Here is a 19,864-nt window from a genome sequence, read left to right as displayed (position 1 = left end):
TATGAACGAACAATATTCGGCAATGCGCAGTAATGTCAGTATGCTCGGCAAATTGCTCGGCGATACCATCAAAGAAGCGCTGGGCGAGCATATTCTCGATCGCGTTGAGACCATCCGTAAGCTTTCCAAATCCTCACGCGCCGGCAACGAAGCGCATCGCCAGGAGCTGCTCTCCACCCTGCAGAACCTGTCCAACGACGAGCTGCTGCCGGTGGCGCGCGCCTTCAGCCAGTTCCTCAACCTGACCAACGTCGCCGAGCAGTACCACAGCATTTCGCCCAACGGCGAAGCAGCCAGCAATCCGGAAGCGCTGGCTCAACTGTTCAGCCGCCTCAAAGACAAAAAGCTCAGCGACAAAGAGCTGCAGCACGCGGTGTCGCAACTCTCCATCGAACTGGTGCTGACGGCGCACCCGACGGAGATCACCCGCCGCACCCTGATCCACAAGCTGGTGGAGGTCAACACCTGCCTCAGCCAGCTCGATCACAACGATCTGGCCGACTACGAGCGCAACAAGATCATGCGCCGCCTGCGTCAGCTGGTAGCCCAGTCGTGGCACACCGATGAAATTCGCAAACACCGCCCTTCTCCGATCGACGAAGCCAAATGGGGTTTTGCCGTCGTGGAAAACAGCCTGTGGGAAGGCGTGCCGGCGTTCCTGCGCGAATTCAACGAACAGCTGGAAAACTCCATCGATTACAGCCTGCCGGTAGAAGCGGTGCCGGTGCGCTTCACTTCCTGGATGGGCGGCGATCGCGACGGCAACCCGAACGTCACCGCCGAAATTACCCGCCATGTGCTGCTGCTCAGCCGCTGGAAAGCCTGCGACCTGTTCACCCGCGATATTCAGGTACTGGTCTCCGAGCTGTCGATGACCGAGTGCACCCCTGAGCTGCGCGCCCGCGCCGGCGGCGATGAGGTGCAGGAGCCTTACCGCGAAATCATGAAGCAGCTGCGCAGCCAGCTGATGAGCTCCCAGGCCTATCTGGAAGGTCGCCTGAAGGGCGAGCGCGTGCTGAAACCGCACGACCTGCTGGTGAACAACGAGCAGCTGTGGGAGCCGCTGTATGCCTGCTACCAGTCGCTGCAGGCCTGCGGCATGGGCATCATCGCCAATGGTCAACTGCTGGATACCCTGCGCCGCGTGCGCTGCTTCGGCGTGCCGCTGGTGCGTATCGACGTGCGCCAGGAAAGCACCCGCCATACCGAAGCCATCGCCGAGCTGACCCGCTATCTGGGGCTGGGCGATTATGAAAGCTGGTCGGAAGCCGATAAGCAGGCGTTCCTGATCCGCGAACTGAACTCCAAGCGCCCGCTGGTGCCGCTGAAATGGCAACCGAGCGCCGATACGCAGGAAGTGCTGGAAACCTGCCGGGTGATCGCCGAAGCGCCGCAGGGTTCGATCGCCGCCTACGTGATTTCGATGGCGCGCACGCCTTCCGACGTGTTGGCGGTGCACCTGCTGCTGAAGGAGGCCGGCTGCCCGTTCGCGCTGCCGGTCGCCCCGCTGTTCGAAACCCTCGACGACCTGAACAACGCCGACGACGTGATGACCCAGTTGCTGAACATCGACTGGTATCGCGGCTTCATCCAGGGCAAACAGATGGTGATGATCGGTTACTCCGACTCGGCGAAAGACGCCGGCGTGATGGCCGCTTCCTGGGCGCAGTACCGCGCGCAGGACGCGCTGATCAAAACCTGTGAAAAGGCCGGCGTAGCGCTGACGCTGTTCCACGGCCGCGGCGGCTCCATCGGCCGCGGCGGCGCACCGGCGCATGCGGCGCTGCTGTCTCAGCCGCCGGGCAGCTTGAAGGGCGGCCTGCGCGTCACCGAACAGGGCGAGATGATCCGCTTCAAGTTCGGCCTGCCGGAAGTCACCATCAGCAGCCTGGCGCTGTATGCCGGCGCGATCCTCGAGGCCAACCTGCTGCCGCCGCCGGAACCGAAGAAAGAATGGCGGGCGCTGATGGACGACCTGTCCGAGACCTCCTGCCGGATGTATCGCGGCTACGTGCGTGAAAACCCGGACTTTGTGCCTTACTTCCGCGCGGCCACGCCGGAGCTGGAGCTGGGCAAACTGCCGCTGGGTTCACGCCCGGCCAAGCGCAAGCCGAACGGCGGCGTAGAGAGCCTGCGCGCCATTCCGTGGATCTTCGCCTGGACGCAGAACCGCCTGATGCTGCCGGCCTGGCTCGGCGCCGGCGCCGGATTGCAGGAAGCGGTGAAAGCCGGCAAACAGGCGGAGCTGGAAGCGATGTGTCGCGACTGGCCGTTCTTCTCCACCCGTATCGCCATGCTGGAAATGGTGTTCGCCAAAGCCGACCTGTGGCTGGCGGAATACTACGATCAGCGCCTGGTGGATAAAGCACTGTGGCCGCTGGGTCAACAGCTGCGCGATCAGCTGGAAAGCGACATCAAGGTGGTGCTGACCATCGCCAACGATGCGCACCTGATGGAAGACCTGCCGTGGATCGCTGAATCCATCGCGCTGCGCAACGTTTACACCGACCCGCTGAACGTCTTGCAGGCCGAATTGCTGCACCGTTCGCGTCAGCAGGAGCAGCCGGACGCCCGAGTGGAGCAGGCGCTGATGGTCACCATCGCCGGCGTCGCCGCCGGGATGCGCAACACCGGCTAGTGAGCCTCATCGCGGCCCCGTTTATCGGGGCCGTTTTTTTATGCCTTTCCCCCACAAAAAAAGGGCGCCGCGGTAAAGCGACGCCCTTTTTCAATGGAACAAGCCTGTCAGGCGGCGGCCACCGGGCGCACGCCCAGCGTGTGGCAGATCGCGTAGCTCATCTCTGCACGGTTCAGCGTATAGAAGTGGAAATCTTTCACCCCTTCGCGGCTCAGGATCTTCACCATGTCCATGGCGATGTTGGCGCCGACCATTTTGCGGGTCTCCGCATCGTCGTCCAGCCCTTCGAACATGCTGGTCATCCAGCTTGGCACCCGCACGTTGGTCATGGTGGCAAAGCGCTGTAGCTGCTTGAAGTTGGACACCGGCAGAATGCCCGGCACGATTTCCACATCGATACCGGCGGCAACGCAGCGGTCGCGAAAGCGCAGATAGCTCTCAACGTCGAAGAAGAACTGGGTAATGGCGCGACTGGCGCCGGCATCGATCTTGCGTTTCAGGTTAATCAAATCGGCCTGGGCGCTTTTCGCCTCCGGGTGCACTTCCGGGTAGGCGGCGACGGAAATGTCGAAGTCACCCACGTCTTTCAGCAACGCCACCAGATCGGTCGCGTACATGTCCGGCTTGCCGCCGCCCGGCGGCAGATCGCCGCGCAGCGCCACGATATGGCGGATGCCGCTGTTCCAGTAATCGGTCGCGATGTCGCGCAGCTGCGCCGGGCTGGCGTCGATGCAGGTCAGGTGCGGCGCCGCCTCCAGGCCGGTGCGCTCCTTGATCCCCTTGATGATGCTGTGGGTGCGATCGCGCTCGCCGGAATTGGCGCCGTAGGTGACGGAAACGAATTTAGGTTTGAGGATGCTCAGACGATCGATCGACTGCCACAGGGTCTCTTCCATCTCGCTGGTGCGTGGCGGGAAGAACTCGAATGATACGTTAATCTGGCCGTTCAACTCCGCCAGACTCTGATTCAGCGCTTCCCGCTGGTTTGCGTGGAAAAAACTCATACCCTGCTCACCTCTTTATCGATCACTGTTTTTATTTCATCTTGATGAGCGTCTATACGTTTAGACGTCTAGATAGAAAATGCCGCATGTTGGCTAAAGAGTCAACAGGAAAATGAGGGGAATAAGATGATTAATCCTCACCCGCTCAACGAGGGAATTTCATGATCGCGGCAAAGATAAGTATGGCAGGAAAAGCAAAGGGGCGCGTTGAGCCCGCGCCCGCAGAGGATTAAAGCAGCTGCGCCAAACGGTTAAGGTCTGACTGGATAGCGCCGGCGGTCACATCGCGGCCGGCGCCCGGCCCGCGGATCACCAGCGGATTATCGCGATACCAGCGGCTTTCGATGGCAAACACGTTGTCGCACGGCAGCAGCGAGGCCAGCGGGTGCTCAGGGCGCACCGCCTCCACGCCGACCCGCGCCTTGCCGTTGGCGTCGAAACGCGCCACGTGGCGCAGCACCAGGCCCATTTCGCTGGCGGCCTCAAAGCGCTGCTGCATCTGCTGATTCAGCGCCTCACCGTTCTCGAAGAACTGATCGACGGAGCCCAGCTCGCAGCCCGCCGGCACCAGCGACTCGACCCGTACCTGGTTCGGTTCGATGTCGTAGCCCGCCTCGCGCGCCAGGATCACCAGCTTGCGCATCACGTCCTGGCCGGAGAGATCGACCCGCGGATCCGGTTCGGTCAGCCCCTGCTGCCAGGCCTGATCCACCAGCTCGGTGAACGGCACCGTGCCGTCATACTGCAGGAACAGCCAGGAAAGCGTGCCGGAGAAGATGCCGCTGATCGCCAGAATGCTGTCGCCGCTGTCGCGCAGATCGCGCACCGTGTGGTTGACCGGCAGGCCGGCACCGACGGTAGCGTTATACAGCCAGTGGCGGCCGGTTTTGGCGAAGGCGTCGCGTATTTGGCGATAGCTGTCGCTGCACGAGGCCCCCGCCAACTTGTTGGCGCTGATCACGTGAAAACCGTAGCTGGCGAAATCCAGATACTGCCCAGCCAGCTCTTCGCTGGCGGTCACGTCGAGCACCACCAGATCGTCGAACGGGTGCGCGCGCATCCACAGGAACAGCGATTCTTCATCCAGCTCCTGCGCTTCGTCCTCAAAGAATGCCAGCGCGCGGCTGGCGTCCAGCCCGTCATAGTTCAGCAGGCTGCGGCGGCTGTCCACCACCCCCGCCAGGATAAATTCGAAGCCGCTGCGCGCGGAGATATTGGTCTGTTCACGGGCGAACAGCTCCAGCCAGCGCGACCCGATGTTGCCCTTGCCGAACAGCACCAGACCGATGCGCTTCTCGGCGCGGAACAGGCTTTGGTGCAGCCCCTGAATCAGCAGCGCGGTCGGCCCCTGGCGCAATACCGCCACCAGGCTGATGCCATCTTCCGCCTGCCAGATAAATTCGACCGGCTGATCTTTCAGTTGCTGATAGAAACGGTGGCTGTGCAGCGGGTTCTTGCATACCCCGGCGCCGACCATCGCCACCAGCGCCAACCCTTCACGCAGATGCAGTTCACCCGGCAGCGCCGAGGCCTGCAGGATCGCCAGTGCGCTGTTGACCACCTCGGAGGTGTAGCACAGCTGCACCCGATTGCGGTCAGGATGGATGCCCACCGCCAGCGGTTTAATCTGCGCGCGTTTGAGCACCAGATCCAACTCTTTCTGCGCCAGTTTGAAGTCATGCTGAGCGGCGACGTGCAGCTCAATCAGGCACACGTCATCGTGGCTGGTGACAATCTTGGCGCCGGTGCCGGACGCCAATACGCGCTCGATGCGCGTCGAGCCCTGCTCCGGCTGGTAGCTGCAGCGCAGCTGAAGATCGATATCGCTGCCGGAGACCGGCTGCAGGGTGCGGGTATGCAACACCGGTGCCGCCAGGCGTGCCAGCTCGCTGGCTTCGTCCAGGCGCAGCAGCGGCAGCAGGCAGGCGTCTTTCACCTTGCGCGGGTCGGCGCTGTATACCCCGGCCACGTCGCTCCAGATGGTGACGCGCGCAGCGCCGGCCAACGCGCCGACCTGAGTGGCGGAGTAATCACTGCCGTTGCGCCCCAACAGCACGGTTTCCCCGGCGTCGTTGCGCGAAATGAAGCCGGTCACCACCAGGCGCTTGCCCGGATGTTGAGCCAACAATTGCTGCAGCAGCGGATAAGAACGGCCTTCATCCACCTGCGGCTGCGCGGCGCGTTCGGCACGCAGGAAATCACGCGCATCCAGCCAGGCCGCCTGCATATCCAGGTGGTTGAGCACCGCCGCCATCAGGCGCGCCGACCAGATCTCGCCGTGCCCGACCACTTCGGCATAGCACACCTCGTCAGCTTTACCGTCCAGCAGCACCGCCAGACGTTCCAGATCCTGAATGAACTCGGCGATCAGCGGCTCGGCGCTTTCCGGCGGCAACAGGCCGCTGATAAGATCGCTGTGATAACGACGCAACGTCTGCTGCACCTGGTGCGCAGACAGGCGATCGCTCTGGCTGAGCTTCAGCCAGTTGATCAACTGGTTGGTGGTACTGCCGGCGGCCGATACCACCATCATGTCGCCCGGCTGGCTGTATTCCGCCATAATCCCGGCCACACGCAGATAACACTTCACATCCGCCAGACTGCTGCCGCCAAACTTGTGCAGTTGACGCCCGCTCACCGGCCCTGCTACAGCAATTGCATTCATGCTTACCTCGTTGCCGCCGCCTGGAAAGCGCGTTCCAGATCGGCAATCAAATCTTCACTGTCTTCAATACCCACGGAAATGCGCAGCAGGCTCTCGGAGATGCCGGCCGCTGCCCGCGCCTCCGCCGCCATGCCGGCGTGGGTCATGGTCGCTGCATGCGAGATCAGGCTTTCTACGCCGCCCAGCGATTCTGCCAGAGTAAACAGCTCAAGGGCAGAGAGAAAACGGCGCAGCACCGCTTCATCGCCGTCCAGTTCAAAACTCAGCATCGCGCCGAAACCACGCTGCTGCCGGCGGGCGATCTCATGCCCCGGATTTTCCGGCAGGGAGGGATGATACAGCTTTTTCACCAGCGGTTGCTGCTGTAAATAACCGACAATCGCTTCGGCGTTTTGCTGCGCCGCCTTGATGCGCGGCGACAGCGTGCGCATGCCGCGCAGCAGCAGATAGCTGTCGAACGCACCGCCGGTTACACCGATATTGTTCGCCCACCAAGCCAATTCGACCGCCAGCTCGGGATCTTTGGCAATCACCGCGCCGGCCACCACGTCCGAATGCCCATTCAGATATTTGGTGCAAGAATGGACCACCAGATCGGCACCGAGTTCGATCGGCTGTTGCAGGGCCGGGCTGAGGAAGGTGTTGTCCACCACCGTCAACGCGCCCGCCGCGTGCGCGGCGGCGCAGATCGCCGCGATATCCACCACCCGCAGCAGCGGATTGCTGGGGCTTTCAATCAGCACCAGCTTCGGCTTTTGCGCCAGCGCCTGCTGCAGGGCGGCTTCATTACCCTGATCGACGAACAGCACGCGATAGGCGCCGCGCTTGCTCAGGCTGTCGAACAACCGATAGCTGCCGCCGTAGCAGTCGTGCGGCGCCACCAGCAGATCGCCGGGCTTCAGCAGCACAGTGGTCACCAGATGGATCGCCGACATCCCGCTGCCGGTCATCACCGCGCCGGCGCCGCCTTCCAGCTCCGCCAACGCACGTTGCACCACGTCGCGCGTCGGGTTGCCGCGGCGCGAGTAGTCATGGGCTCGGGGTTGGTTGAAGTCGGTAAAGTTATAGGTGCTGGACAGATGAATCGGCGGGACGACGCAGCCGTACTGTTCGTCATCGTTCAGGCCGCTGCGTACGGCAATCGTGGCTGGTTTACGCGTCATGGTCTCGCTCGGCTCTCGGTTCGGTGAATGAGGCCTAAAGAGTAATCGCAGGATTGATAGACGTCAATACATCTGGACATCTAAACTTCTTTGCGTATAGATTGAGCAATGACACAATACCCGCTAAAATTATGCCGATATGACATGACGATAAGATGTTAAGCGGCAATGCCTGACCGAAGCGGGGCATTCAGTGACCCTGGTCGCGTAAAATTGACATTTATTTAGTGAGAACAGTGAAGATCGGGCATAATTGGCCGGTTTTTAGAATTTTGTAATTTTTCTGACAAAGTTAAGGTGTCCCATGGCTGAGTGGAACGGCGAGTATGTCAGCCCTTACGCTGAACACGGTAAAAAAAGCGAGCAAGTCAAAAAGATCACGGTATCCATTCCGCTGAAGGTCCTGAAAATCCTCACCGACGAACGGACCCGTCGCCAGGTGAACAACCTGCGCCACGCCACCAACAGCGAACTGCTGTGCGAAGCGTTTCTGCATGCCTTTACCGGCCAGCCGCTGCCGAACGATGAAGACCTGCGCAAAGAGCGCAGCGATGAAATCCCGGAAGCCGCAAAAGTGTTGATGCGCGAACTGGGTGTCGATCCCGATACCTGGGAATATTGAGAACCGCCCGGCGAACGCCGGCGGCAGAAACGAAAAAAGGCGCCCAAGGCGCCTTTTTCATCGGACGATAAGAAATCTTATTTCTTAGCGCCTGGTACGCTGAAACGCTTGTTGAAGCGGTCAACGCGGCCACCGGTAGCAACGTCACGCTGCTTGCCAGTGTAGAACGGGTGGCATGCGCCACAAACGTCCAGGTTCAGATCGTGGCCCACGGTGGAGCGGATCTTCATCACGTTACCGCAAGAGCAGTTAGCAGTAACTTCTTCGTATTTTGGGTGGATACCTTGTTTCATGGGAAACCTCAGTTAAGGCCGTGTCGCTATCCAGCCCTGTTTCGCCAGACACCACACGTGGTTGATAATAGAATTTTGGTATCGAATTATACCAAAGGCGGCAAATTATACAGCATTAGCCGAGGCGCGCAATCGGAACCGTACATTTGCCGATGCGCCGTGTAAACTGATGCCCACTTTTTTTCAATTTGGATGAGATCATGCCCGTCGTACACGTTGCCTTGCCGGTCCCCCTCGCCCGCACCTTCGACTATCTGCTGCCGCCCGGCATGCAGCCGGTGGCCGGCGCGCGCGTGGGCGTGCCCTGGGGCAGGCAGCATGCGATCGGCATCGTCACCGGCTGCAGCGACACCAGCGAACTGCCGCTGGACAAGCTCAAACCGATCGACAGCGTGATAGACGCCGAGTCGCTGTTCTCCCCCAGCCTGTGGCGCATCCTGCGCTGGGCCAGCGATTACTATCACTACCCCATCGGCGAAGTGCTGTTTCACGCGCTGCCGATCCTGCTGCGGCAAGGCAAACCGGCCGAAGCCGCGCCGCTGTGGCAGTGGTTCGCCACCGAAGAGGGGCGCGCCACCCCGCCCGAAAGCCTGAAACGCGCGCCGAAACAGCAGCAGGCGCTGGCGGCGCTGCTGCAACGCCCGGTCTATCGCCATCAGGTAAGCCAGCTGGAGCTGACGGAAAGCGCCCTGCAGGCGCTGCGCGCCAAAGGGCTGATCGATCTGCGCGCTCAGGTCGCGGATACGCACGACTGGCGCCCCAACTTCGCGGTGCTCGGCGAGCGGCTGCGGCTGAACACCGAACAGGCTACCGCTGTCGGGGCGATCAGAAGCGAGGATGAGCAGTTCGCCGCCTGGCTGCTGGCCGGGGTGACCGGCTCCGGCAAGACCGAGGTGTACCTCAGCGTGCTGGAAAACGTACTGGCCAAAGGCCGACAGGCGCTGGTGCTGGTGCCGGAAATCGGCCTGACGCCGCAAACCATCGCCCGCTTTCGCGAGCGCTTCAACGCGCCGGTGGACGTGCTGCACTCCGGACTGAACGACAGCGAGCGGCTGGCGGTTTGGCTGCGCGCGCGCAGCGGCGAAGCCGCCATCGTCATCGGCACCCGTTCGGCGCTGTTCACGCCATTCCGGCAGCTGGGCGTGATCATCATCGACGAAGAGCACGACAGCTCTTATAAACAGCAGGAAGGCTGGCGCTACCACGCCCGCGATCTGGCGGTGTTCCGCGCCCGGGAAGAAGACATCCCGATGGTGATGGGCTCCGCCACGCCGGCACTGGAAACGCTGCACAACGTGCAACTGGGCAAATATCGCCAGTTGAAGCTCACCCAGCGCGCGGGCAACGCCAAACCGGCGGCGCAGCACCTGATCGATCTGAAAGGGCTGCCGCTGAAGGTCGGCCTGTCGCAACCGCTTTTGAAAAGCATGCAGCACCATTTAAAAGCTGGCAACCAGGTGATGCTGTTCCTCAACCGCCGCGGTTACGCCCCGGCGCTGCTGTGCCACGAGTGCGGTTGGATCGCCGAGTGCCAGCGCTGCGATCACTACTACACCTTCCACCAGCATCAGCGCCAGCTGCGCTGCCACCACTGCGACAGCCAGCGACCGGTGCCGCACCAGTGCCCACAGTGCGGCTCCACCCATCTGGTGTCGGTCGGCGTCGGCACCGAACAGCTGGAGCATGAGCTGGCGCCGCTGTTCCCCGACACGCCGATCACCCGCATCGATCGTGACACCACCAGCCGCAAAGGATCGCTGGAGCAGCACCTGGCGGATATTCATCGCGGCGAAGCGCGCATTCTGATCGGCACACAGATGCTCGCCAAAGGCCACCATTTTCCCGACGTCACGCTGGTGGCGTTGCTGGACGTGGACGGCGCGCTGTTCTCCGCCGACTTCCGCTCCGCCGAGCGTTTCGCTCAGCTGTATACTCAGGTCTCCGGGCGAGCGGGCCGCGCGGGCAAACAGGGTGAAGTGCTGCTGCAAACCCACCACCCGGAGCACCCGTTATTGCAGGTGCTGCTGCAACAGGGTTACGACGCCTTCGCCAAACAGACGCTGGCGGAGCGCAACAGCGTGTTTCTGCCGCCTTACACCAGCCACATCATCGTGCGCGCCGAAGATCACGACAACCAGCAGGCCCCGCTGTTCCTGCAGCAGCTGCGCAACCTGCTGGAAGCCAGCCCGCTGAAGGACGACTCGCTGTGGGTGATGGGCCCGGTGCCGGCGCTGCAGTCGAAACGCGGCGGCCGTTTCCGCTGGCAGCTGTTGCTGCAACATCCGACGCGGCGCGTCCTGCAACAGCTGATGAAAAGCTCGCTGCCGCTGATCGGCACTCTGCCGCAAACGCGCAAGGTGAAATGGACGCTGGATGTCGATCCGATCGACAGCTGATCCCGGAAAAGTCCGATTTAGCTGCGGCAGTGCAAACGTTTACCCTTGAAATTGCGAGCGAACGCTAAAAAACCTTCTCAGGTCACATTTTTTATGCAAATTAGGTAACAAAGGCGGGGCGTATTCTGTTTAGAATGTCTGCGAGGGCAAATTTTGTCGCCACATCGCAGCGCGACGGAGTGCCCAAACGCGAGTGGCGCTCAATGACAACAATCCCGCCACCGCATGCCGGACATTGTGAGCAAACAGCAGTAGTGGCGTCGGCATGGGGCTGACGCAAGGAGAAAGGCGTTGGAACACAAGAAAGAGTTATCCATGGCGACCATGAAAGACGTCGCCGAAATGGCGGGCGTTTCAACGGCTACCGTATCGCGTGCGCTGATGAACCCGGAAAAGGTGTCGACGCCAACGCGCCAGAAAGTAGAACAGGCCGTGCTGGCCGTGGGTTATTCTCCTCATGCTCTGTCACGCAATATCAAACGCAACGAATCTCGCACTATCCTGGTGATCGTGCCCGACATCTGCGATCCGTTTTTCGCCGATGTGATCCAGGGGATCGAACAGACCGCCGCCCAACAAGGCTATCTGGTGCTGATCGGCGACTGCGCGCAGCAAAACCAGCAAGAACGCACCTTCGTCAATCTGATCATCACCAAACAGATCGACGGCATGCTGCTGCTGGGCTCTAACCTGCCGTTCGACGCCAGCAAGGAAGAGCAGCGCAACCTGCCGCCGATGGTGATGGCCAACGAGTTCGCGCCCGAGCTGGAACTGCCGACGGTGCATATCGACAACCTGACCGCCGCCTTTGAAGCCGTGCATTATTTGCATCAACTGGGCCACCGGCAGATCGCCTGCGTCGCCGGGCCGGAACAGATGCCGCTGAGCCATTATCGGCTACAGGGTTACGTTCAAGCGCTACGTCGTAATGGCATTACCGTCGAAAGCAGCTATATTACCCGGGGTGATTTTACCTACGAAGCCGGCGCGCAAGCGCTGACCCAGCTGATGGCTCAGCCGAAACCGCCGACGGCGGTGTTCTGCCACAGCGATGTCATGGCAATCGGCGTGCTGTCCCAGGCGAAGAAAATGGGGCTGCGGGTACCGCAGGATCTGTCGATCGTCGGCTTTGACGACCTCAAGCTGGCGCAGTATTGCGATCCGCCGCTGACCACGGTGGCGCAGCCGCGTTTCCAGATAGGCCAACAGGCGATGTTATTGCTGTTGGAGCAGTTGAACGGCCAGACGGTGGCCAGCGGCTCCCGGCTGTTGGACAGTGAATTGATTATCAGAGGCAGCACCGCTGCCCCGAAACGCTAGTCAAATATTTTAGGGTTCAGTAACATGACGGACTTATCCTCTCATCAGGACACAGCGGAATAATAGTGGCACAAAAAGACTATGTAAGCCGTGGGCGCGCAGCAGGAGCTAAGCGTAAAACCCCCAGCCGTAAAAAACGCAGTTCTCCGAAGGTTTCCAAAACCGTGCTGGCGTTAGCCGCCGCGTTACTGGTTATCTTTGTCGGTGGCCTCTATTTCATTACCCACAACAAGCCGGAAGACGCGCCGTTGTTGCCTGCGCACACCACGCGCCCCGGCAACGGCCTGCCGCCGAAGCCGGAAGAGCGCTGGCGCTACATCAAAGAGCTGGAAAACCGGCAGATCGGCGTGCAAACACCGACCGAACCGACGGCCGGCGGCGAGCTCAATTCCAAAACTCAGCTGACCGCCGAACAGCGGCAGTTGCTGGAGCAGATGCAGGCCGACATGCAGCAGCGTCCGACGCAGCTGAACGAAGTGCCATATAACGATCCGGGCCAGGTCAACGCGCGCAGTAACCGCCAGCAGCAGATGCAACAACAGCAAATGCAACAGCAGCCGGTTACCCAGGCGCCGCGCAACCCGTTCAACAACGGAGCCACCACCGCGCCGGTGCAGCAACACCAGCAACCGAAGCCGGTCACCCCACCGCCGGTGCAGGCGAAACAGCCTGAGCCGAAGCCGCAACCGAAGCCGGAGCCGAAACCGGAAGTGAAACAGGAAACGGCCAAGCAGGAAACCAAGCCGGAATCGAAACAGAAGTGGATGGTGCAATGCGGTTCGTTCCGCGCCACCGATCAGGCTGAATCCGTGCGTGCACGTCTGGCGTTCGAAGGCATCGAGAGCCGCATCACCGCCGGCGGCGGCTGGAATCGCGTGGTGCTCGGCCCCTACAGCAGCCGCGCAGCAGCGGATAAAACCCTTTCGCGCCTGAAGGGCGTCGGCATGTCGAGTTGCATTCCCCTCTCCGTTGGGGGTTGAAAAGCGTCAATCCCCCCCCATCTATACTCTCAATATGCCTCGTAGCGTCTGCGAAAGCAGGCGCTGCGGGGACTTCTTTCCGTCTTTAACGAGGGTCTGCTCGTGACAACAATTGTAAGCGTACGCCGCAACGGCCAGGTCGTCATCGGTGGTGATGGCCAGGCAACCCTGGGTAATACGGTGATGAAGGGTAACGTCAAGAAAGTGCGTCGCCTGTATAACGACAAAGTGATCGCCGGTTTCGCCGGTGGCACCGCTGACGCCTTCACGCTGTTTGAACTGTTTGAACGCAAACTGGAAATGCATCAGGGCCACCTGGTGAAAGCCGCCGTCGAGCTGGCGAAAGATTGGCGCACCGACCGCATGTTGCGCAAGCTCGAAGCGCTGCTGGCAGTCGCTGATGAAACCGCTTCGCTGATCATCACCGGCAACGGCGATGTGGTGCAGCCGGAAAACGATCTGATCGCCATCGGTTCCGGCGGCCCGTACGCTCAGGCCGCCGCCCGCGCCATGTTGGAAAATACCGAGCTGAGCGCCCGCGATATCGTTGAGAAATCCCTCAACATCGCCGGTGACATCTGTATTTACACCAACCATTTCCACACCATTGAAGAATTGCCTTCCAAAGCGTAAGGATCGAATACCATGTCTGAAATGACCCCGCGCGAGATCGTCAGCGAACTGGACAGCTATATCATTGGCCAAAACAAGGCCAAACGCGCTGTCGCCATTGCCCTGCGCAACCGCTGGCGCCGGATGCAGCTCAACGAGATGCTGCGCCACGAAGTGACCCCGAAAAACATTCTGATGATCGGCCCGACCGGCGTCGGTAAAACCGAAATCGCCCGTCGTCTGGCGAAGCTGGCCAACGCGCCGTTCATAAAGGTTGAAGCCACCAAGTTCACCGAAGTGGGCTATGTGGGCAAAGAAGTGGATTCCATCATCCGCGATCTGACCGATGCCGCCATCAAAATGGTGCGTATGCAGTCGATCGAGAAAAACCGCACCCGTGCCGAAGAATTGGCCGAAGAGCGCATTCTCGACGTGCTGATCCCGCCGGCCAAGAACAACTGGGGCCAGCCGGAAGAGCATCAGGAGCCGTCCGCCGCCCGCCAGGCATTCCGCAAGAAGCTGCGCGAAGGCCAGCTGGATGACAAAGAGATCGAAATCGATCTGGCCGCCGCGCCAATGGGCGTGGAAATCATGGCGCCTCCGGGCATGGAAGAGATGACCAACCAGCTGCAGTCGATGTTCCAGAACCTCGGCGGACAGAAGCAAAAACCGCGCAAGGTGAAGATCAAAGAAGCCTTCAAGCTGCTGGTGGAAGAAGAAGCCGCCAAGCTGGTGAACCCGGAAGAGCTGAAAGAGCAGGCGATCGAAGCGGTTGAACAGCACGGCATCGTGTTTATCGATGAGATCGACAAAATCTGTAAGCGCGGCGGCCAGAGCTCCGGCCCGGACGTCTCGCGCGAAGGCGTGCAACGCGATCTGCTGCCGCTGGTGGAAGGCTGCACCGTATCCACCAAGCACGGTATGGTGAAGACCGACCACATCCTGTTCATCGCTTCCGGTGCGTTCCAGACCGCCAACCCGTCGGATCTGATCCCAGAACTACAGGGCCGTCTGCCGATCCGCGTTGAGCTGCAGGCGCTGACTACCGAAGACTTCGAGCGCATCCTGACCGAGCCGAGCGCATCGCTGACCGAACAGTACAAAGCGCTGATGGGCACCGAAGGCGTCAATATCGAGTTCACCGCCGACGGCATCCGCCGCATCGCCGAAGCCGCGTGGCAGGTCAACGAAAGCACCGAGAACATCGGCGCGCGTCGTCTGCACACCGTGCTGGAGCGTCTGATGGAAGATATTTCCTACGATGCGAGTGAAATTAATGGCCAATCCATTACAATTGATGCGGATTACGTGCGCAGTCATCTGGATGAACTGGTGGCGGATGAAGATTTGAGTCGTTTTATCCTATAATCGCTCAATCATTGTCTTGTCAGTCATCTGTGTGGGAGGCATTGCCTCCCACAATTATTTCTAACGGACACCGCAACTTACTGACAGAAGCGAAACATGAGCTCATCAACCTCCACCACCCCGATTTCCGCCTGGCTGGAAAGTCTACGCCCCCGCACCCTGCCGTTGGCCTTTGCCTCCATCGTGGTCGGCTCGGCGATCGCCGCCTGGCACGGCAGCCTGAAACCTGAAGTGGCGCTGCTGGCGCTGTTGACCGCCGGTCTGCTGCAGATCCTCTCCAACCTGGCGAACGACTACGGCGATGCGGTCAAAGGCAGCGACAAAGAAGATCGCATCGGGCCATTGCGCGGCATGCAAAAAGGCATGATCACCCAGGCGCAGATGAAGCGGGCGCTGGTGGTGACGGTGGTGCTGATCGCCCTCGCCGGCTGTTCGCTGATCGCCGTCGCCTGCGAGCAACCCAGCGACGTGGTGGGCTTCCTGGTGCTGGGCGGGCTGTCTATCGTGGCGGCGATCACTTACACCGTCGGCAACAAACCCTACGGGTATTTGGGGCTGGGCGACATCTCGGTGCTGGTGTTCTTCGGCTGGCTGAGCGTGGCCGGCACCTACTATTTGCAAACGCACACCTTCGACAGCGTCGTGATGCTGCCGGCCACCGCCTGCGGCCTGCTGGCGACGGCGGTGCTCAACATCAATAATCTGCGCGATATCGAGAGCGATCGCGAAAACGGCAAGAATACGCTGGCGGTGCGTCTCGGCCCGCACAAGGCGCGCATTTACCATGCCCTGCTGCTCGGCGGCGCGGTGCTGTGTTTCGCGCTGTTTACGCTGTTCAACCTCCACAGTCCGTGGGGTTGGCTGTTCGTGCTGGCGATCCCGCTGCTGGTGCGCCACGGCCTGCGCGTGCTGCGCGATCCGACGCCGGTCGGCATGCGGCCGATGCTGGAGCACATGGTCAAGGCGGCGTTGCTGGCCAACCTGCTGTTCGCCATCGGCGTGGCGCTCAGTTAAAAACTGATGATTTTGCCAACAGGGCGAATAAAGGGATATACTGAACATTCCTGCGGCAAACAGACGTAAAATCCTATGAAATACGATACTTCCGAACTTTGCGACATCTATCATGAAGAGGTGAACGTTGTTGAACCTCTGTTCTCCAATTTTGGCGGGCGTACTTCATTTGGCGGGCAGATCACCACGGTGAAATGCTTTGAGGATAACGGCCTGTTATTCGATCTGCTTGAAGAAAACGGCCGCGGCCGCGTGCTGTTGGTCGACGGCGGCGGTTCGGTTCGCCGGGCGCTGATCAACGCCGAACTGGCGCGCCTGGCCGCCCAGAACGAATGGGAAGGCATCGTGGTGTACGGCGCGGTGCGCCAGGTGGACGATCTGGAAGAGCTCGACATCGGCATTCAGGCGATGGCGGCGATCCCGGCGGGTGCCGTAAGCGAAGGCGTGGGCGAAAGCGATATCCGCGTCAACTTCGGTGGCGTCACCTTCTTCTCCGGCGATCATCTGTATGCCGACAACACCGGCATCATCCTCTCCGAAGACCCGCTCGACATCGAGTGATTTTCGGACATGAAAAAGGGCGCCTGAGGCGCCCTTTTCGTTGCTGCATGGCGTGAGGAATCAGACCTCTTCCATTTTGCCCAGCAGCGCGCGCAGGCGATCTTGCCATACGTGCTGTTCTTCTTTCAGCTGTTGGTTTTCGCGCACCAGCGCTTCGTGGTTGCCGGAGGCAGCCTGAACTTCCTGCGACAGAGAGTTGTTTTTGTCTTTCAGCTCTTCAATTTCCATCTGCAACAAGGTGATGGTATCAATCGCCTGCTGTACTTTTGCTTCCAGTTTCTCAAATACTTCAAATGACATGCTTCAGTCCCCTCATGATAGCAAGGCGTACATCTATAAGTAGCGGCCGCAACGTCGGCTGCAGCTACTGCGAATATTGCATCGCGCTCAGTGACGCGCGCCGTTACGGAAGGCGCGCCAGTCTCGATTCGTTAAAAACGATTGTAAGTAGCCAGTCTCCGCCTGTCTAGCAACATACCGGATCATCGCGCAGTCTGTTGCAATTTTCCTGCCCTCACCATCAGTAAAAACTGAAAATCCCCACCATCATCGCCGCGAGTTGTTAACAGCCCTCACCAAACCACTGGTCAGATCACACTTTTATGGCTCAGAAAGAACACTAAACGACGCGAAATCGCTCAATTTTATGACGCGCCACACACATTTTGATTTCGCTATTTCTCGTTTATGTTCGTTAACGATAAATTTACATCACGTCCTCATTCAATAATTGGACGAGATGAAAAAAACTGTGCCCATAGGCCGGATCTCTACCCAACTGAGCCTATAAACCAACAACCGCCGTTTTGCAGGACACCAACATTATGAGCCAAACCACCAGTCCGACATTAAAAGGCCAGTGCATCGCCGAGTTCCTCGGCACGGCGCTGCTGATCTTCTTTGGCGTAGGCTGCGTTGCCGCACTGAAACTGGCGGGCGCCAGCTTCGGCCAGTGGGAAATCAGCATCATTTGGGGCCTCGGCGTCGCCATGGCCATCTATCTGACCGCCGCCATTTCCGGCGCGCATCTCAACCCGGCGGTCACCCTCGCCCTGTGGCTGTTCGCCTGCTTCGACGGGCGCAAAGTGGTGCCTTACATCATTGCGCAGATCGCCGGCGCCTTCTGCGCCGCCGCCCTGGTTTACGGGCTGTACTACAACCTGTTCTTCGACTTCGAAGCGGCGCACCACATGGTGCGCGGCAGCAACGAAAGCCTCGAACTGGCCGGCATCTTCTCGACTTACCCTAACGCGCACATCTCCGTCGGCCAGGCCTTCCTGGTAGAAATGGTGATCGCGGCAATCCTGATGTGCCTGATCCTGGCGCTGACCGACGACGGCAACGGCATTCCGCGCGGCCCGCTGGCACCGCTGCTGATCGGTATTCTGATTGCCGTGATCGGCGCCTCCATGGGACCATTGACCGGCTTTGCGTTGAACCCGGCGCGTGACTTCGGCCCGAAACTGTTCGCCTACCTGGCCGGCTGGGGCAAAGTCGCCTTCACCGGCGCACGCGACATCCCATACTTCCTGGTGCCGATCTTCGCTCCTATCGTCGGCTGTGGCCTGGGCGCTTTCGGTTACCGCGCGCTGATTGGCCGCCACCTGCCGTGCGACGTCTGCGTGACGGAAGAAGAGCCCGACGCCAAGACCCAGCAGCGCAAAGCGTGATGGGTGCAGTTTTACACGGTTAACAACAGCAGGATAATTACCATGACTGTAGAAAAAAAATACATTGTCGCACTCGACCAAGGGACCACCAGCTCACGCGCCGTCGTGCTCGATCACGACGCCAACATCGTTGCGGTATCGCAGCGCGAATTCCCGCAGATCTATCCAAAGGCCGGATGGGTTGAGCACGACCCGATGGAAATCTGGGCGTCGCAAAGCTCGACGCTGGTAGAAGTGCTGGCGAAAGCCGACATCAATTCCGATCAGATCGCCGGCATCGGCATCACCAACCAGCGCGAAACCACCATCGTCTGGGAAAAAGAGACCGGCAAGCCGGTCTACAACGCCATCGTCTGGCAGTGCCGCCGCACCGCCGACATCTGTGAGAAGCTCAAACGCGACGGCCTGGAAGAGTACATCCGTCACAACACCGGCCTGGTGGTTGACCCGTACTTCTCCGGCACCAAGGTGAAGTGGATCCTGGACAACGTCGAAGGCGCCCGCGAGCGCGCCAAACGCGGCGAACTGCTGTTCGGCACCGTCGATACCTGGCTGGTGTGGAAGATGACCCAGGGGCGCGTACACGTCACCGATTACACCAACGCCTCACGTACCATGATGTTCAACATCCACGAGCTGGACTGGGACGAGCGCATGCTGGAAGTGCTGGATATCCCGCGCGCCATGCTGCCGAAAGTCCGTCCTTCCTCCGAGGTGTACGGCCAGACCAACATCGGCGGTAAGGGCGGCACGCGTATTCCTATCGCCGGTATCGCCGGTGACCAGCAAGCGGCATTGTACGGCCAGCTGTGCGTTCAACCGGGCATGGCGAAGAACACCTACGGCACCGGCTGCTTCCTGCTGATGAACACCGGCAAAGAAGCGGTGCGTTCGAAAAACGGCCTGCTGACCACCATCGCCTGCGGCCCACGCGGCGAAGTGAACTATGCGCTGGAAGGCGCGGTGTTCATCGGCGGTGCGTCTATCCAGTGGCTGCGCGACGAGCTGAAACTGATCAGCGACGCCGCCGACTCCGAATATTTCGCCACCAAAGTGAAAGACAGCAACGGCGTCTACGTGGTGCCGGCCTTCACCGGCCTGGGCGCGCCCTACTGGGATCCGTATGCCCGCGGCGCCATCTTTGGCCTGACCCGCGGCGCCAACAGCAACCACATCATCCGCGCCACGCTGGAATCCATCGCCTTCCAGACTCGCGACGTGCTGGACGCCATGCAGGCCGACGCCAACACCCGCCTGCAATCGCTGCGCGTGGACGGCGGCGCGGTCGCCAACAACTTCCTGATGCAGTTCCAGTCCGATATCCTCGGCACCCGCGTAGAGCGCCCTGAAGTGCGTGAATCGACGGCGTTGGGCGCCGCGTTCCTGGCGGGCCTGGCCATCGGCTACTGGAACGATCTGGATGAGGTGAAGAGCAAAGCGGTGATTGAGCGTGAATTCCGCCCAAGCATCGAAACCACCGAACGCAACTACCGCTACAGCGGCTGGAAAAAAGCGGTGGCACGCGCGCAGGCGTGGGAAGATCACGACTAAACCCAGC

16 protein-coding genes are annotated in these 19,864 nt (G+C 60.5%); 11 read left to right on the top strand and 5 right to left on the bottom strand.

The window, feature by feature from the left end:
• Position 1 precedes the first annotated feature (1 nt).
• Positions 2–2,638, top strand: a complete 2,637-nt coding sequence (gene ppc / locus WA302_RS24680; RefSeq protein ID WP_025304657.1) for a phosphoenolpyruvate carboxylase — start codon at positions 2–4, stop codon at positions 2,636–2,638.
• 107 nt (positions 2,639–2,745) lie between these two features.
• Here ppc and metF read toward each other — a convergent pair whose 3' ends face one another.
• From metF to metB, 3 genes are all read right to left on the bottom strand, one after another.
• Positions 2,746–3,642, bottom strand: a complete 897-nt coding sequence (gene metF, locus WA302_RS24675) for a methylenetetrahydrofolate reductase (protein WP_004931071.1) — start codon at positions 3,640–3,642, stop codon at positions 2,746–2,748.
• A 229-nt stretch (positions 3,643–3,871) separates the two neighbouring features.
• Positions 3,872–6,307, bottom strand: a complete 2,436-nt coding sequence (locus WA302_RS24670; RefSeq protein WP_043140969.1) for a bifunctional aspartate kinase/homoserine dehydrogenase II — start codon at positions 6,305–6,307, stop codon at positions 3,872–3,874.
• 2 nt (positions 6,308–6,309) lie between these two features.
• Positions 6,310–7,470 carry a cystathionine gamma-synthase gene (metB, locus tag WA302_RS24665; protein ID WP_025304659.1) on the bottom strand — a complete coding sequence of 387 codons (1,161 nt, stop codon included), beginning with the start codon at positions 7,468–7,470 and terminating at the stop codon, positions 6,310–6,312.
• A 304-nt stretch (positions 7,471–7,774) separates the two neighbouring features.
• On the opposite strand from metB, the gene metJ reads away from it, so the two are divergent.
• A complete protein-coding gene (metJ, locus tag WA302_RS24660; RefSeq protein WP_006317756.1) occupies positions 7,775–8,092 on the top strand; it encodes a met regulon transcriptional regulator MetJ in 318 nt (105 codons plus the stop codon).
• Positions 8,093–8,169: 77 nt separating this feature from the next.
• On the opposite strand, the gene rpmE is transcribed toward metJ, so the two are convergent.
• Positions 8,170–8,385, bottom strand: a complete 216-nt coding sequence (gene rpmE / locus WA302_RS24655) for a 50S ribosomal protein L31 (RefSeq protein ID WP_004931078.1) — start codon at positions 8,383–8,385, stop codon at positions 8,170–8,172.
• A 200-nt stretch (positions 8,386–8,585) separates the two neighbouring features.
• Here rpmE and priA point away from each other — a divergent pair, with 200 nt between their 5' ends.
• From priA to rraA, 7 genes are all read left to right on the top strand, one after another.
• A complete protein-coding gene (gene priA / locus WA302_RS24650; RefSeq protein WP_049205326.1) occupies positions 8,586–10,781 on the top strand; it encodes a primosomal protein N' in 2,196 nt (731 codons plus the stop codon).
• Positions 10,782–11,072: 291 nt separating this feature from the next.
• Positions 11,073–12,101, top strand: a complete 1,029-nt coding sequence (gene cytR, locus WA302_RS24645) for a DNA-binding transcriptional regulator CytR (protein ID WP_025304661.1) — start codon at positions 11,073–11,075, stop codon at positions 12,099–12,101.
• Positions 12,102–12,166: 65 nt separating this feature from the next.
• Positions 12,167–13,081, top strand: a complete 915-nt coding sequence (ftsN, locus tag WA302_RS24640; RefSeq protein WP_197825473.1) for a cell division protein FtsN — start codon at positions 12,167–12,169, stop codon at positions 13,079–13,081.
• 102 nt (positions 13,082–13,183) lie between these two features.
• Complete coding sequence (gene hslV, locus WA302_RS24635; protein WP_004931085.1) at positions 13,184–13,714, top strand: ATP-dependent protease subunit HslV; 531 nt, start codon at positions 13,184–13,186, stop codon at positions 13,712–13,714.
• 12 nt (positions 13,715–13,726) lie between these two features.
• Positions 13,727–15,061 carry an HslU--HslV peptidase ATPase subunit gene (hslU, locus tag WA302_RS24630; RefSeq protein ID WP_025304663.1) on the top strand — a complete coding sequence of 445 codons (1,335 nt, stop codon included), beginning with the start codon at positions 13,727–13,729 and terminating at the stop codon, positions 15,059–15,061.
• A 96-nt stretch (positions 15,062–15,157) separates the two neighbouring features.
• Positions 15,158–16,075 (top strand): 1,4-dihydroxy-2-naphthoate polyprenyltransferase, encoded by a 918-nt coding sequence (locus WA302_RS24625; RefSeq protein WP_015379416.1) that lies wholly within the window; start codon positions 15,158–15,160, stop codon positions 16,073–16,075.
• A gap of 75 nt (positions 16,076–16,150) precedes the next feature.
• Positions 16,151–16,636, top strand: a complete 486-nt coding sequence (gene rraA, locus WA302_RS24620; RefSeq protein WP_004931090.1) for a ribonuclease E activity regulator RraA — start codon at positions 16,151–16,153, stop codon at positions 16,634–16,636.
• Positions 16,637–16,696: 60 nt separating this feature from the next.
• Here the strand turns inward: rraA and zapB are convergent, their stop codons facing one another.
• Entirely contained in the window at positions 16,697–16,936 is a 240-nt protein-coding gene (gene zapB, locus WA302_RS24615; RefSeq protein ID WP_004931092.1) for a septal ring assembly protein ZapB, read from the bottom strand.
• 524 nt (positions 16,937–17,460) lie between these two features.
• On the opposite strand from zapB, the gene WA302_RS24610 reads away from it, so the two are divergent.
• Positions 17,461–18,306 carry an MIP/aquaporin family protein gene (locus WA302_RS24610; RefSeq protein ID WP_004931095.1) on the top strand — a complete coding sequence of 282 codons (846 nt, stop codon included), beginning with the start codon at positions 17,461–17,463 and terminating at the stop codon, positions 18,304–18,306.
• A gap of 42 nt (positions 18,307–18,348) precedes the next feature.
• Positions 18,349–19,857: a glycerol kinase GlpK gene (gene glpK, locus WA302_RS24605; protein WP_025304664.1), complete on the top strand. Its 1,509-nt coding sequence runs from the start codon at positions 18,349–18,351 to the stop codon at positions 19,855–19,857.
• Positions 19,858–19,864 lie beyond the last annotated feature (7 nt).

Source organism: Serratia sp. 201 (genome assembly GCF_037027545.1).
GTDB classification, from domain to species: Bacteria; Pseudomonadota; Gammaproteobacteria; order Enterobacterales; family Enterobacteriaceae; genus Serratia; species Serratia bockelmannii.
The sequence above is the reverse complement of the archived record's forward strand: the minus strand, read 5'-3'. Positions and strand labels throughout refer to the sequence as shown.